Source organism: Streptomyces sp. NPDC033845 (assembly GCF_055576225.1).
In genome coordinates this window covers 171,173-185,944 of sequence record NZ_JBVIRI010000004.1, presented here as the reverse complement: position 1 = coordinate 185,944, position 14,772 = coordinate 171,173, and the positions used below count along the sequence as shown (strand labels likewise).

9 protein-coding genes, 1 tRNA gene and 1 pseudogene are annotated in these 14,772 nt (G+C 74.4%); 4 read left to right on the top strand and 7 right to left on the bottom strand.

Translation table 11 applies throughout. The annotated features are described in order from the left end of the window. Positions 1 to 101 precede the first annotated feature (101 nt). Complete coding sequence (locus ACZ50K_RS10640) at positions 102 to 4,739, top strand: aKG-HExxH-type peptide beta-hydroxylase (protein ID WP_468900338.1); 4,638 nt, start codon at positions 102 to 104, stop codon at positions 4,737 to 4,739. Here the strand turns inward: ACZ50K_RS10640 and ACZ50K_RS10635 are convergent. Further along, positions 4,736 to 5,479, bottom strand: coding sequence for an antibiotic biosynthesis monooxygenase (locus ACZ50K_RS10635; RefSeq protein ID WP_468900335.1), 744 nt, complete (start codon positions 5,477 to 5,479; stop codon positions 4,736 to 4,738). The two genes, ACZ50K_RS10640 and ACZ50K_RS10635, sit on opposite strands and share 4 nt — an antisense overlap. A 189-nt stretch (positions 5,480 to 5,668) precedes the next feature. Further along, complete coding sequence (gene metG / locus ACZ50K_RS10630; protein WP_468900332.1) at positions 5,669 to 7,384, bottom strand: methionine--tRNA ligase; 1,716 nt, start codon at positions 7,382 to 7,384, stop codon at positions 5,669 to 5,671. Between the two features lie 245 nt (positions 7,385 to 7,629). On the opposite strand from metG, the gene ACZ50K_RS10625 reads away from it, so the two are divergent. Further along, positions 7,630 to 8,301: an RNA polymerase sigma factor gene (locus tag ACZ50K_RS10625; protein WP_468900330.1), complete on the top strand. Its 672-nt coding sequence runs from the start codon at positions 7,630 to 7,632 to the stop codon at positions 8,299 to 8,301. A gap of 881 nt (positions 8,302 to 9,182) precedes the next feature. Further along, positions 9,183 to 9,953: pseudogene (locus ACZ50K_RS10620) on the top strand (IclR family transcriptional regulator); the annotation flags it as partial. Positions 9,954 to 10,306: 353 nt separating this feature from the next. On the opposite strand, the gene ACZ50K_RS10615 reads toward ACZ50K_RS10620, so the two are convergent. From ACZ50K_RS10615 to ACZ50K_RS10605, 3 genes are all read right to left on the bottom strand, one after another. Further along, positions 10,307 to 10,394, bottom strand: a tRNA-Leu gene (locus tag ACZ50K_RS10615). Between the two features lie 82 nt (positions 10,395 to 10,476). Next, positions 10,477 to 10,938: a hypothetical protein gene (locus ACZ50K_RS10610; RefSeq protein WP_468900327.1), complete on the bottom strand. Its 462-nt coding sequence runs from the start codon at positions 10,936 to 10,938 to the stop codon at positions 10,477 to 10,479. Positions 10,939 to 11,159: 221 nt separating this feature from the next. Next, positions 11,160 to 12,110, bottom strand: coding sequence for a beta-ketoacyl-ACP synthase III (locus tag ACZ50K_RS10605; protein ID WP_468900324.1), 951 nt, complete (start codon positions 12,108 to 12,110; stop codon positions 11,160 to 11,162). A 184-nt stretch (positions 12,111 to 12,294) separates the two neighbouring features. Here ACZ50K_RS10605 and fdhD point away from each other — a divergent pair, with 184 nt between their 5' ends. Beyond that, positions 12,295 to 13,146: a formate dehydrogenase accessory sulfurtransferase FdhD gene (gene fdhD, locus ACZ50K_RS10600; RefSeq protein WP_468900321.1), complete on the top strand. Its 852-nt coding sequence runs from the start codon at positions 12,295 to 12,297 to the stop codon at positions 13,144 to 13,146. Here the strand turns inward: fdhD and ACZ50K_RS10595 are convergent. Both ACZ50K_RS10595 and ACZ50K_RS10590 read right to left on the bottom strand, forming a co-directional pair. After that, positions 13,112 to 13,600: a (2Fe-2S) ferredoxin domain-containing protein gene (locus ACZ50K_RS10595; RefSeq protein WP_468900318.1), complete on the bottom strand. Its 489-nt coding sequence runs from the start codon at positions 13,598 to 13,600 to the stop codon at positions 13,112 to 13,114. The genes fdhD and ACZ50K_RS10595 overlap by 35 nt on opposite strands. After that, entirely contained in the window at positions 13,600 to 14,652 is a 1,053-nt protein-coding gene (locus ACZ50K_RS10590; RefSeq protein WP_468900315.1) for a bile acid:sodium symporter family protein, read from the bottom strand. Before ACZ50K_RS10590 ends, ACZ50K_RS10595 begins: the two co-directional genes overlap by 1 nt. Between the last annotated feature and the right edge of the window lie 120 nt (positions 14,653 to 14,772).

Below are 14,772 nucleotides of genomic sequence, written 5' to 3'. Positions count from 1 at the left end.
CGAGCCCACCGAGATCACCGAGCACACCGAGCCCACAGACCGCCCCGCACGCACCGCCCGGCGCACCGCCGTACCCCCCTGACCGGGAGGTACGGCCGTCCGTGGGCGCCGACGGGCACAGCATCGCCATCGGTTCCATGGGAGCCGGAGCCCAGGTCGTCGTGAACCACCCGCCGGCCCCGTGGGGCACCGGCCCCGACCCGGCCTGGCCGCCGCCCGCCGAGGCCATCGCCCCGCTGGCGCTCCCCCGGCGGCGGGTCCCGGCGGACCGGCTGCGGGGGCGGGACGGGCTGGTCGCCGAGCTGACCGCCGGTCTGACCCGGCACACCGGGGACCCCCTTGACGGGCCGGCGGGGGCGGGCGGCCCGGAGGCTCCCGGCACCTCCCGGGTCTGGCTGCTGTCCGGCATGGGCGGCTGCGGCAAGACCACGGTCGCCCTGGAGGCCGCCCACCGGGTGGCCGCGACCTCGACCAGGGTGTGGTGGGTGTCGGGGGCGGACAGCGGCGAACTGTCCGCCGCCCTGCGGTCGGTGGCCCTCGCCGCCGGTGCCCGGCTGACCGACTTCACCGGCTCCCATCCGGCGGACGTGCTGTGGAACCACCTCGACGCGCTCACCATCCCCTGGCTGCTGGTCCTGGACAACGTCGACGATCCCGCCGACCTGGCCGCCCACCACGCCCCGGCCTCCCGGGGCACCGGCTGGCTGCGCGAACCGGCCCGCCCCTGGGGACGGGTCCTGGTCACCAGCCGGGAGTCGCGCGGCAGCCGCTGGGGCGACTGGGTCCGTATGAGGGAAGTCGGCCTGCTGTCCGGGCCCGACGGCGCCCGGGTGCTCTGCGACCTGGCTCCCGGGGCGGGCAGCACCGAGGGGGACCGGGAACGGGAGGCCGCCGAACTGGCCGAGCATCTCGGCGGGTTGCCGCTCGCCCTGGACCTCGCGGGCTCCTATCTGGCCCGCGCCCTGGAGAGCGGCTGGCCGACACCCTCGGTGCCGGACACCTTCACCGGCTACCGGGAGAGCCTCGACGCCCGCCTCGCCGACATGACCACCGACCCGGACACCGACCTCGACCCGCGCGAACGGACCCGCCGCACCCTGGCCAGCACCTGGGAACTCTCCCTGGACCACCTCCAACGGCAGGGCATCGCGCCGGCCCGGCCGCTGCTGCGGCTGCTGTGCGCGTTCGGACCGGCCCCGCTGCCCTATCTGGACCTCCTGGATCCGGGGCTGCTCGCCCGCAGCAAGCTCTTCGGACGACCGGATCCCGAGCACCTCCAGGACGCGCTGAACGGTCTGGCCGGACTGAAACTCGTCACCGTCGAGGTCACCCGCGACGACACCGGGTCGGGCGGCCCGGCCGCCGGGCGGCGGCTCACCATCCATCCCATGGTGCGGGCAGCCTGCCGCACCCACCCCGACTACACCACCAGGGCACCGCGACTGCTCCGGCTGGTCACGGCCCTGCTGCTGCGGACCACCCGTCCCCTCCAGCCGACCGACCCCGCGCACTGGCCGCGCTGGCATTCCATCGCCCCGCACTGCGGCGCCGCCCTCGTCCTGCTGTCGGCCTGCGCGGACCGACCGGGCCGCACACCGAGCCCCCGGCTGGTGACCGAGGCCACCGAACCCGTCGTCGGAGCAGCCGAGTTCCACAACCACGTGGGGATGTACGGCGAAGCCGTCGCCGAACTCGGCCCCGCCTGCTCCCTCCGTGGCCGGTTCCTCGGCGACGGACACCCCGAGACGGTCGGTGCACAGCTCCAGCGCGCCTGGGCGCTGCGCGAGAGCGGCGATCTCGCGGATGCCGACCGGCTCTACGCGGAGGTGGCCCGGGCGGCGGCCGCCGGTCTGCCCGCCGGCCACGTCCACCTCCAGTCGGTGCGGACCGGCCGGGCGCGGGTGCTGCGCGACCTGGCGCGCTACGAGGAGGCGGAGCGCCAACTGATCGAGGCGCTGGCCCTGCGCCGGGCCGATCCCCGGACCGCCCCGATCGGGATCCTCCGCATCCGCTACGACCTGGCCGTGCTGGCGCACAAGCGCGGCCGCCACACGGCGGCGGCCGCCGAACTCCGCGATGTCGTCGACCGGATCAGGGCCCTGCGGCTCCCGGACGATCTGGACACCCCGGCCGTGGAGATCACCCTCGCGCGGGCCCTGCGCGCCGCCGGCCACCCCGAGGAGGCGGCGGAGGCGGCCGAGAACGCCCTGGCCGCCTACCTCGGCATGCTCGCCCCCGACCACCCGCACGTCCTGCTGGCCCGCCACGAACGCGCCCGCATCCTCAGGGACCACGAGGAGGATCCCGTCCGGCTGGAACGGGCCGGGGAGGAGTTCGAGGACATCTGGCGGACCGGCGAACCCCGGCTGGGGCCCGATCATCCCTGTGTGATCGCCGCCCGGCACGAACTCGCCACGGTCTGGCACCTGCTGGGCCGCACCGATCTGGCCGCCGAGCACTTCCGCGCCGCCTTGGACGCCGGCCGCCGACGGCTCGGCGAGGACCATCCCGATGTGCGGACCGCCGCCCGCAACCTCGCCCGGTTGCTCGCCGACGCACCCGGCGACGCGCCAGGAGGCGCACCGGAGGACGGAGGAGTGACGTTGACCGACGAACAGGACGGAACGGAAGGGCGGTCACCCGCCCCGGACCTGTCCGCGATCACCCTGGCGGACGCCCTGTCCCCCGGACCGGACGGCGGGCACCCGGAAACGGCCCGGGTCCTGTCCCGGATGCGCCGCCCCCGACTGAGCCGGGGCGGCGGCAACCCGCTCGGCGGCGGGTACTCCAGCGGCGACCGGCAGGTCGGGGGCGCGGGAACACCGGCCCCCACCTACCGCCCGACCGGAGGCACCGGGGCCCCGCCACCGCTCTGGGCACAGCCCGGCTTCCCGAGCGACGCGGTCCTCCGCGCCCTGGCCACCGGAGGCGAGGACCGGCCCCTGGTGGGGCGGCTGAGGAGCAGGCAGCGGGGCGCCCGGCTGCTGGCCCTGGGCGAGGTCCTGCGCCTGGCGGAACTCCCCGGGAACGGCTCCCCGGACGGCCCGGACGCACCGGAGGGCACGAAGGCCACGGACATCCGCCGGACGGCGGCCGAGGTGCGCCGGCTCCTCGCGCGGGTCGACACGTACAGCGGGCCCGCCGTCGACTCGGTGCTGCTCTACCCGGCGGTGGGCCGCTGGCTGGGCCATGCGCTCCGCGCCCTGGACCGGAGCCCCGACCACGGTCCCGGCCCGGACCCCGACCTGCTCCAGCTGTACGCCGTCGCCGCCGCTGCCGCCCTCGGCACCCCGCTCGCCTTCGACCTCCCGCTGCCGGTCCGGGAAGGCTTCGCCGTGCTGCCCTCCCTGGGCGCCGCGGACCTGCGGACCGGCGGGAGCGCCACGGCCCGGATCGTGGCCTCGCGGGACGGGGCCGAGATCAGATGCGGACGGACCACCGTGCGGGTCCCCCGCTCGCGGGCGACCCCGGCACCCGGGTGGATCCCCCTGCACTACGTCTCCACCTCGACGGCCGAGGGCGGGCTGGGCTTCCATCTGGACGACCTGGACCCCTACCGCGAGACCGAGGGCCCGCTCCCGCCCGGCCCGCTCGGCCCCGCCGACACCGACCGCTGGCAACGGCTGGCCGGCGAGGCCGGGAGACTGCTGGCCGACAGCGGCCGGCGGCAGGCCGACGCCCTGGGACTGGCCTTCACCGCACTGACGCCCCGGCCCCCCGCCCGGGGCGGTGTGATGACCTCGATCTCGGGCAGCGACTCCTTCGGCGGAGCCGTCCTCAGCAGCCCGCCGGACGCCGTCGAACTCGCCGCCACGCTGACGCACGAGTTCGGACACCTGAAACTGAACGCCCTCCTCGACGCGGCCGACCTCTACGAGGAGGACGGAACCGGGGAGGACCGGCCCGGGAAGGCCGGCTCCGACGGCTCCGAGGGACCGCTGTACTACGCGCCCTGGCGCGACGACCCGCGCCCGCTGCCCGGGTTCCTGCACGGGGTCTACGCCTACTTCGGCGTGGTGGACTTCTGGCACCGGCTCACCCGGCACGCGGAGGGCGAAACCCTGCGGCGCGCCTGGTTCCAGCTGGAGTACTGGCGCCGGCAGACCCTCGACGCGTACGCGATCCTGCGCGCCTCCCCCCGGCTCACCGCCACCGGAAGACGGTTCACGGGGATGATGGAAGAGGCCGCGGGCGCCTGGAGCGGTTCGGGCGCGGTGCCCGCGGAGGTGGCCGCCCTCGCCGAGGAGGCCGTACTGGTCCACCGCGTGCGCTGGCGGCTGCACCACCTGCGGCCGGACCCCGCCGCCGTGGCCGCCCTCGCCGACTCCCCGGCGGCCGGCGCGCCCGCCCCGTACGGCGCGTACGGCGCGTACGGCCGCGAACCCGGGCCGCCGGCCGTCACCGTGCACGCCGACCCGGAAGTCGGCTCCCTCAACGACCACACGGTCCTGCTGTGCCGTGCGGCCATGGCCGCACGGCCGGTGCCCCGGCCGCTGCCCGCGGACCCGCTGGTCAGGCTGCTGCTCACCCTGCGGGAGGCCGGCACCGGCCCGGGGGCCGTGCGGGTCCTCACCCACCGCCCGGAGCTGGTCCGGGCCGTGTACGACCGGCTCACCGCCCGGGTCGGCGACCCTCCCCCGCCGGCACAGCTCACCGAACTCGCCGAACTCGCCGACCGGATCGCCCGAACGCACGGCCGGACCGGCGAACTCGGCCTGCCCGCGATGGACTTCGGCTAGGAGGCGGGGGCCGGGGTCAGGCTCAGGGCGGGGAGGTAGCGGCGGAAGCCGTTGGTGCGGAGGGCCGGGAAGGTGAGGACCTTCTGCCATTCCGGTGTGGTCGAGCCGACGCCCGGTCCCGGGGCGGCCAGGGCGTCGATGTGTGCGCGTTCGCTGTCCCATTCCGCGTAGTTGAGCATCCGGGCGCCGTCCGTCCCCAGGTGGAAGCTGCCCGAGATGCCGCCCGGGGCCGGCGCGGGGTCGGCCGCCAGGGCGTCGAGGACCAGATCGACCCAGGTGCGCGCGGCGTCCGGGACCGAGGGGTCGAACTCGGCTTCCACCACGACCACGCAGCCGGGTACCCGGCCGCCGTCCGCTTCCGTGCCGGGGCCGCGATCGAGGCCGACGGAGCGGTAGGGGGTGTAGCCGTGCAGGGCGAGCCGTTCGATGCCGGGCACCGCCGCGTCGATCTCCGCGTTGCGCTCGTCCCGGAAGGTGCGGACGAACTCCGCGTAGGCCGCTTCGTCGGTCCACTGGGAGTAGTGCAGCAGGGTGTCGCCGTCCGTGCCGGTGTGCACGGTGTACGAGAGCAGGCCGACGGCCGGCCAGGGCCGGGAGCTCCAGGCGGCGCCGATGGCGTCCACGGCCGCCCGCTGGCGTTCCGGGCCGCCGACCCGCCAGGTGCTGGCCTTGACGTGGCCCACCCCGGGCCGGGTGAGGTCGGGACGGGCGTCGGGCCGGGGCCGGGCTATGGCGTCCATGGTGGTTCGGTTCCCTCCGGTAGCGGACTCGGTGGTCGTGGTCGGTCGGTGCGTGAACCGATCCTCCGGCCTCAAGTCCGCTTGAGGTCAAGCGGTTCCGGCCCCGGGCGCCGACGCCGCGAGGGGCGCGGTCCCGGTGGACCGCGCCCCTCGCGTCGTACGTCTCACAGCGGCCCGCGGCCGTGTCCGCTACTGGTCGTCGGAACCGCCGAAGCGCTCCCGGTACGCCTCCAGGTCCTCTTCGGTGATCCGCGCGAACAGCACCGGCGGCACGGTGAAGGGGGTGCCGGCCGGCACCGAGTCCAGGGACTTCGCGCGCTCCGGGCTCACCCAGGCCGCCGTGTCGTCGGCGAGGTCGAACGAGGACCGCATGGTGCGGGCCGAGGCCGGGATGAGGGGCTCGGAGACCACCGAGTAGAGGTGGATGAGGTTCATCGCGGTGCGCAGGGTGAGCGCGGCGGCGTCCAGGTCGGTCTTGACCTCCAGCCAGGGGGCCTTCTCGTCCAGGTAGGCGTTGCCGGCCGACCACAGGGCGCGCAGCGCGGCCGCGGCCTTGCGGTACTGGAGGGTGTCCATGTGGCCCTCGTACTCGGCCAGCAGTTCGGCGATCTGCTCGCCGAGGCGGGCCTCGGCCTCGCCGGCCGGGCTGCCCGCCGGGACCTCGTCGCCGAACTTCTTGCGGGAGAAGGTCAGGACGCGGTTGACGAAGTTGCCGAGGGCGCCGCCGAGGTCCTTGTTGACCGTGCCGGCGAAGTGCTCCCAGGTGAAGGAGGAGTCGTCCGACTCGGGCGCGTTGGCGATCAGGAAGTAGCGCCAGTAGTCGGCCGGCAGGATCTCCAGCGCCTGGTCGGTGAAGACACCGCGCTTCTGCGAGGTGGAGAACTTCCCGCCGTAGTACGTCAGCCAGTTGAAGGCCTTGACGTAGTCGACCATCTTCCAGGGCTCGCGGACGCCCAGTTCGGTGGCGGGGAACATCACCGTGTGGAACGGGACGTTGTCCTTGGCCATGAACTGGGTGTAGCGGACGTCCTCCGCCTCGTACCACCAGGACGCGTGGTCCCGGTTGTCGGAGTCGAGGTCGGCCCACTCCTTGGTGGCGCCGATGTACTCGATCGGGGCGTCGAACCAGACGTAGAACACCTTGCCGTCGGCGGCGAGCTCGGGCCAGGTGTCGGCCGGCACCGGCACGCCCCAGTCCAGATCGCGGGTGATGGCGCGGTCGTGCAGGCCCTCGGTGAGCCACTTGCGGGCGATCGAGGAGGCCAGCTGGGGCCACTCCTCCTCGTGCCGGGACACCCACTCCTCGACCTCGTGCTGCAGCTTGGACTGGAGCAGGAAGAGGTGCTTGGTCTCGCGGACCTCCAGCTCGGTGGAACCGGAGATCGCCGAACGCGGCTCGATCAGGTCGGTGGGGTCCAGGACGCGGGTGCAGTTCTCGCACTGGTCGCCGCGGGCCTTGTCGTACCCGCAGTGCGGGCAGGTGCCCTCGACGTAGCGGTCCGGGAGGAAGCGGCCGTCGACCGGGGAGTACACCTGCCGGATCGCCCGCTCCTCGATGAAGCCGTGCTGCTGGAGCTGGCGGGCGAAGTGCTGGGTGATCTCGCGGTTCTGCTCGGAGGAGCTGCGGCCGAAGTAGTCGAAGGACAGCTCGAAGCCGTCGTAGACCGCCTTCTGCGCGTGGTGCGCCTGGGTGCAGAACTCGGCGACCGAGAGACCGGCCTCCTTGGCGGCGAGTTCGGCGGGGGTGCCGTGCTCGTCGGTGGCGCAGATGTAGAGGACCTCGTGGCCGCGCTGGCGGAGGTACCGCGCGTACACGTCCGCGGGAAGCATCGACCCGACCATGTTGCCCAGGTGCTTGATCCCGTTGATGTAGGGAAGCGCGCTGGTGATCAGGTGTCGAGCCATCCCGGGATGCTCCATTTCAGTTGTGCCGTAAGCGAGCGGCGGTGAAGGGTTCATCGTATCGAACCGCCGCGGGGCCCTCGTCCTCGCCCACCGGTCCATCACCTGCCCGTACCGATCGGTTCCAGTCTCAGAGTGACCATCTCCGGACGGATTGTCACCAGCTTTTCCCGACGGCCGTTCCCGGCGGCCGACGGCTGACAGGCTGGCGGCAGATGCCTCCCGGGCCCCGAGGGGAAGGTGGAACGATGAGCGATGGCGGACCGGAGGAGTCCGGCGGAGCCGTCGGGCTGCCCAGCCGGCGGCAACGGCAGCAGCCCACGGCCATGAGCCAGTGGGAACCGAGCGCACGGCTCTCGTACTGGGCCTTCCACAGCGACCGGCGGCCCGCGTACATGCGGTTCGCCTATCTCCAGCTGGGCTCGGACGCGGACGCGGAGAATGCGGTGGACGCCACGTTCGACGCGATCATGAACGAGTGGCTGCGGATGCTGCACATGGACCGGCTGGAGGCGTACGCCTGGACGGTGCTCAAGCACCGCATCGTCGACCAGCAGCTCAGGCGCGACCGGCGGCCGGCCCCCATGGACATCACCGCCTTCGAGGCGGCGCTCAAGGAAGCGGTGGTCGATCCGTACGAGGTGCTGACCGACACCATCCAGTTCTACTCGGCCGTGGCCAGGCTGGCCGAACGCCAGCGGGACGCCGTGCTGCTGCGCTACGGACTGCACTGCACGGCCGGGGAGGCGGCCGCCGTCATGGGTGTGGAGGAGGCCACCGTCCGCTCCCATCTGAGCCAGGCCCACCGCAGACTGGCCCGACTCCTCGACACCACCACCGCCGGCGGCGGTACGGACCCGGCCGACGGGGACGGCCCCGGCGGCGCGGCCGGCGCGCGCGGCGGGGAGGCCGGCGGATGAGCGACCGGCACCCGGCGCACGGCACCCCGCGCCCCCGCTCGCTCGCCGAGTTCCTCGCCCGGGCCGGCGTCCGCGACCGCTACCCCCACTACGACCTCGGCGCCGCCGAGGCCCGGCTGCTGCACCGCCGGGCCGCCCGGTCCACCGACTGTCCGTGGACCACCGGACCGGCCGACCCCGACCGCGGCTCCGGGCCCGGCCCCGATCCCGGCGCCACCGGCCGGTGCGACCCGGCCCGGGACGACCCGGCCGACGCCGAACGCGCCTGGCGGGACCTCAAGGCCACCGCCGTGGCCGTGGTCGGCTCACCCCAGGCGCTCACCGCCCTGGCCTCCTTCGCCGACGGCTGCCACGCCGACCCGGACGGCGCCCGGGTCTTCGGCTGTCTGCTGCACCTCGCCGGGCTCCGCGACGGCGCCCGGTTCTGGTGGCAGTTCAGCGCCGGCGCCGGCGACGACCAGGCCGCCTACTGCCTGTTCCTCGACCACTCCCGGCGCGGCGAGCACCACGACGCCCGGATCTGGGCCCGCCAGCTGGTCCACCGCGGCTATGTCCCGCCCGCCGGCCGGGCCCCGGCCGAACCACGGGTCCTCGGCCGGGCCGCCGTCCTGAGGTTCGTCCTCCAGACCGAGCACCCCGACCTCGGACCGGTGCCGCTGCCCCGGCCCGGCCTGGCACAGGCCGTGCACGCCCTGCTCCCCCCGCCCGCCGCCCCCGCCCCGGCAGCGGACCCTGCTCCGGACCCGGCCCCGGCCCCTGCCCCGGCCCCGGCGGACACCCGCGGCTGTGGTGGGCCCGGCAGGAACGGTCCCGTACGGAACAACGGGCCCGCGCACCACTCACCGGCGCGCCACGCCCCCGGCCCGCTCCGGCACCCGGCCCTGACCTCCGCCGCCCGCCGGACCACCGTCGGCCGCGGCGCCACCGACCCGACGGCCGAGGCGCACCGCGCGCTGGAGGTCGTACGGATCCTGGCCCGCCACCCCCAGGGCCTGCCCGGCGGCCCGCTCGGCCGTGACGCGGGCCTCGCCGGGCCGGAGCTCGCCAGGATCCTGGCGATGCTCTGCGAGGAGCAGTTCGCACACCGCCTGTCGGACGGGGTGTTCGCCCCCGGGCCCGCGCTCGACCGGCTGGCCGCCCCCGGCGGGCACGGGCTGGCCGCCCAGCTCCAGCACACCCTGGCCCTGGCCCGGGACAGCGCCGGGGCCGCCGTCTACCTCAGCCGCTACGCGGGCGGCGAGGTCCGGATCACCCAGATGGCGGACGGGCCCGCGGCACCGCCCGTCAACGAGTGGGTGGACTTCCGGCTGGCCGCGCACGCCAGCGCGGTCGGCAAGTGCCTGCTCACCCAGCTCGACCACGACGGCCGCGCCGACCACGTGGCCCGCCACAAACCGGCCAGGCTGACCCCCCGCACCATCACCGACAGCCGGGCCCTGTTCACCGCCCTGGACTCGGTCGCACCCGGGGACCCGGTCTTCGACCTCCGGGAGTACTCCCCCGGGGTCGTCTGCTCGGCGGTACCGATCACCACCGGCGGCGAGGCCGGCTGTCTGGCCCTGTCCATGCCCGCCGCCCACGCCCACCGGCTGTCGGCGGCCACCGGGGCCCTGCGCCGCAAAACGGTCCCGCTGCTGCTGGCCCTGCTGCTCACCGGCGCGCTCCCGCCCGACGAACCGCCCGGCGGGGACACCGGCCCGGACGCCCTGCGGCACCTGCGCTCGGTGTTCCGGACCCCGTGGCGGGCGGCGGCCGACCCGGCCGGCCCCCACCTGGTCAGCGACCCGTCCTCGGCCACCGCCTACCTGTTCGACGCCCCGGACCCGGCCGACACCCGCCCGGCCCTGGCCCTCCCGCACTCCTACGCCCCCTTCGCCCCCCTCCCACCGGAGGGCAACGGACTGGTCGTACTGGGCATGTGACGATCCATCACCACAAGCGGCTGACCATCGCCGGCCGACCGGCCCGGAAACGCAGAAGACCCCACACGAAGTGGGGTCTCAGCTGGTGTCCGAGGGGGGACTTGAACCCCCACGCCCGATAAAGGGCACTAGCACCTCAAGCTAGCGCGTCTGCCATTCCGCCACCCGGACCGGTGGTCGGCCCCGGTTTCCCGTGGCGACAAGGACAACAATAGCAAAGGTTCCCGGTGCCCCTCGACCACATTTCCCGTGGTCAGCTCGCTGCGCCGGTCCTGTTGGCCTCGATCCAGTCGGTGTTGTCCTGCCAGGCGTACAGGGTGTTCCCGTCCGTGTACGCGTAGTACAGGCCGCAGCGCGCGGTGGCCTTGCCGCGGGCACCCTCGGGGAACCAGCCGGCCTTGAGCTGCGGTTCCTTCGCGGCGGCCCCGGCCGCCTCGGCGCAGCCCCGGGGGAGGCCGGCGGTGGGGAGGGTCGCCCTGAGGAGGCGTTCGCCGCCGGTGGTCTTCATGGAGTACCGGACCGAGGCCGCGTCGTCCGGGAGCCAGCGCGGGACCGAGATCCGGTCCTTCTTGGCCTCCGCTCCCGTGTCGTACGCCGACATCTGGTCGTGCCGCTTGTCCAGCCAGTCCTTCGCGGCGGGGAGGGCCACCAGGGCGGCGAGGCCGCATGCGACGAGGACGCCGGCGGCGGTCATGGCGAGGGATTTGGGGTTCATCGCGGTATTGCTCCGTTGTCGATCGGTACGCGGCGTACACGGACTTTGATGGATCCATCGTCCGATTCCGCGGGGTCCGGACACATCAGTCCGCCGGACCAACCCGGCCCCCGATCCCTCAACCCGAAGTCGCACCCTCCGTCCGCCTCCGGAATGCCCACCCGGGACGCCCACCCGGGGTACCGCCACCCCGCTCGCCGAGGGAGCGGGGTGCGGGGGCGTTACGGGCAGCTGATGACCTGGCCCGCGTACGAGAGGTTGCCGCCGAAGCCGAACAGCAGGACCGGGGCGCCGGTGGCCACCTCGCCGCGCTCGACCAGCTTGGAGAGGGCCATCGGGATGCTGGCCGCGGAGGTGTTGCCGGAGTCGACCACGTCCTTGGCGACCACCGCGTTCACCGCGCCGATCTTCGCCGCGAGGGGTTCGATGATCCGCAGGTTCGCCTGGTGGAGGACGACGGCGGCCAGGTCCTCGGGGGCGATCCCGGACTTCTCGCAGACCTTGCGGGCCAGCGGCGGGAGCTGGCTGGTGGTCCAGCGGTAGACGGACTGGCCCTCCTGCGCGAACACCGGCGGGGTGCCCTCGATCCGGACCGCGTGCCCCATCTCGGGCACCGACCCCCACAGCACCGGGCCGATCCCGGCCGCCTCGGCCGGGCAGGCCTCGACCACGGCGGCGCCCGCGCCGTCGCCGGTCAGCACGCAGGTGGTGCGGTCGGTCCAGTCGGTGATGCCGGTCATCTTGTCCGCGCCGATGACCAGGGCGCGGGTGGCGGCGCCGGCCCGGATGGAGTGGTCGGCGCTGGCCAGGGCGTGGGTGAATCCGGAGCAGACCACGTTGAGGTCCATCACGGCCGGGGCGCCCTTCATCCCGAGGCGGGCCGCGACCCGGGCCGCGGTGTTCGGGGAGCGGTCGATCGCCGTGGAGGTGGCGACCAGCACCAGGTCGATGTCGTCGGGGGTGAGGCCGGCGCTCGCGAGGGCCTTTCCGGCGGCCTGGGCGGCCAGCTCGTCGACCGGCTCCTCGGGCCCGGCGATCCGGCGGGTCCTGATGCCCACGCGGGAGCGGATCCACTCGTCGTCGGTGTCGACGATCGCCGCGAGGTCCTCGTTGGTCAGCACCCGGGCGGGCTGGTAGTGCCCCAGCGCCACCACACGTGATGCGGTCGTCATGGGTGCGGTCCCCCTCGTACAGCGGTCAGGATCACCCAGCTTTGCCTGCTACCGGCCGGTACGAGGGTGGGTGACCCGACAGGAATACCGCACCCGAATTTGGAGAGTCCTGAGGACCTTCCTGGCGTAAAGGACAATGAACGGGACACGGGACAGCACTTCACACAGGGACGGACGGATCGGAATGGGACGGGTCACCGAGCGCCGGCGCGTGGTGCGCATCCGGGGCGGTGTCGCGGGGGCACGCCCGGACACGCTCGTCGCGGAGGAACCGCTGGAGATACGGCTGAACGGCCGCCCGCTGGCGATCACCATGCGGACCCCGGGGGACGACTTCTCGCTCGCGGTCGGTTTCCTGGTGAGCGAAGGGGTGCTGGGGTCGGCGGCGGAGGTGCGGGCCGTCACCTACTGCGAGGGGGCCACCGAGGACGGCTCCAACACGTACAACGTGGTCAACGTGCGGCTGGCGGACGGGGTGGAGCTGCCGGACATCACCCTGGAACGGAACGTGTACACCAGCTCCTCCTGCGGGCTGTGCGGAAAGGCCAGCCTGGACGCGGTGCGGACGGCGACCCGGTTCGAGGGCCTGGCCGAGGACCCGGTGCGGGTGTCCGCCGCGCTGCTGGGCGAACTCCCGGACCGGCTGCGGGCCGCGCAGAAGGTCTTCGACCGGACGGGCGGGCTGCACGCGGCGGGACTGTTCTCGGCGGACGGCCAACTGCTGGACCTGAAGGAGGACGTGGGCCGGCACAACGCGGTGGACAAGGTGGCCGGCCGGGCGCTGCGCGAGGGACGGCTCCCGCTGCGCGGATCCGTGCTGCTGGTGTCCGGGCGGGCCTCGTTCGAGCTGGCCCAGAAGGCGGTGATGGCGGGCGTACCGGTGCTCGCGGCGGTCTCCGCCCCCTCCTCACTGGCCGTGGACCTGGCCCTGGAGACGGGCCTGACCCTGGTCGGCTTCCTGCGCGGCGGGGACATGAACATCTACGCGGGCGAGCACCGCATCACCCTCGACGGCCCGACCGCCCCCGCCCCCTAGCCGGGCGGTCCGGCGCCGCGTCCGGCTTGCCGCCCCGGCTCTTCCTGGCGCCGCTCTTCGCCGGGGTGTCCGCGGGCGGGGCCACCGCGTGGAGTTCCAGGGCGGCCGGCAGCGGGACGGTGCCGGGGCCGCCGGCCAGGGCCCAGCCGGTGATGTCGTCGGTGGCCGAATCGTCCAGCACCCAGCCGAACCAGGCCGCGCGGGCACCCCGCCGGCGGGCCTCGGTGGTGGGCTGCACCACGATCACATTGGCCTGTTCGCAGGGGCCCAGACAGTCCACGGTACGGACCTGGAGGCGCCCCTCGGAGGACTCCGCGGCCGCCTCCAGCCGGGCCAGTTGGGCGGCGTGGTCGGTGCCGGGGTGCTTGCGGGCGGTACCGCAGCAGCAGCCGCGGCAGACCACCAGGGTGCAGGGGCGCGGGCCGTGGGCGGCGAGGGGGCGTATCCAGGTCACTACCGCAAGGTAGCGGCAGGGGCGGGCCGATGGGCCCCCGGGGAGGGGGTTCGCTCCCGTTCGTCCGGGTCCGGCGGGTCCTGGGCGCGGCGGCGGGCCAGTACCGCGCAGACCATCAGCTGCATCTGGTGGAACAGCATCAGCGGCAGCACCGCGAGGCCCGCCTGTGCCCCGAACAGGACGCTGGCCATGGGGAGTCCGGCGGCGAGGCTCTTCTTGGAGCCGGCGAACTGGATGGCGATCCGGTCGGCCCGGCCGAAACCGAGGCGGCCGGCGCCGTACCAGGTGACCAGCAGCATCACGGTGAGCAGCAGCGCCTCCACCAGGACCAGGGCGGCCAGCCGGGCCGGGCTGATCAGCCCCCAGACCCCGCCGGCCATACCCGCGCTGAAGGCGGTGTACACCACGAGCAGGATGGAGCCCCGGTCGACGTATCCGAGGACCTTCCTGCGGCGGACCAGGAAGCCGCCCACCCAGGGGCGCAGGGCCTGGCCCAGGGCGAAGGGCAGCAGCAGTTGGAGGCCGATCTTCAGCAGGGAGCCGGCGGAGAAGCCGCCCGCTCCGCCGCCGATCAGGGCCGCGGCGAGGAGCGGGGTGAGGAGGATCCCGGCGAGGCTGGAGAAGGAGCCGGCGCAGATCGCGGCCGGGACGTTGCCGCGGGCGATCGAGGTGAAGGCGATGGAGGACTGGACGGTGGAGGGCACCAGACAGAGGAACAGCAGTCCCTGGTAGAGGGGTTGGGTGAGGAGGCCGGGGACCAGGACGGCGGCGGCCAGGCCGAGCAGCGGGAACAGCAGGAAGGTGCAGCCCAGCACGGTCAGGTGGAGGCGCCAGTGGCGCAGGCCGTCCAGGGCCTCGCGGGTGGAGAGCCGGGCCCCGTAGAGGAAGAAGAGCAGGGCGATCGCGCCGGTGGCGGCCGCCTCGGCGACGGTGGCGGCGGTGCCCTCGGCGGGCAGCAGGGCGGCCAGGGCGACGGTTCCGGCGAGGGCCAGGACGTACGGGTCCAGCGGCAGCCGGGCCGTGATCCGGGCCGGTATCCGGGGGCGGGGCATGGTGGTGGTGGTCGGCTCTCGCTCGGTCGGGCGCGGGGCGGAGGTCGGCCGCCGCCACGGGTTCGCCCCATCCTCACCGGGGCGGGTGGTGATCGGGAACCCCGTTCACCGTTCTGACTG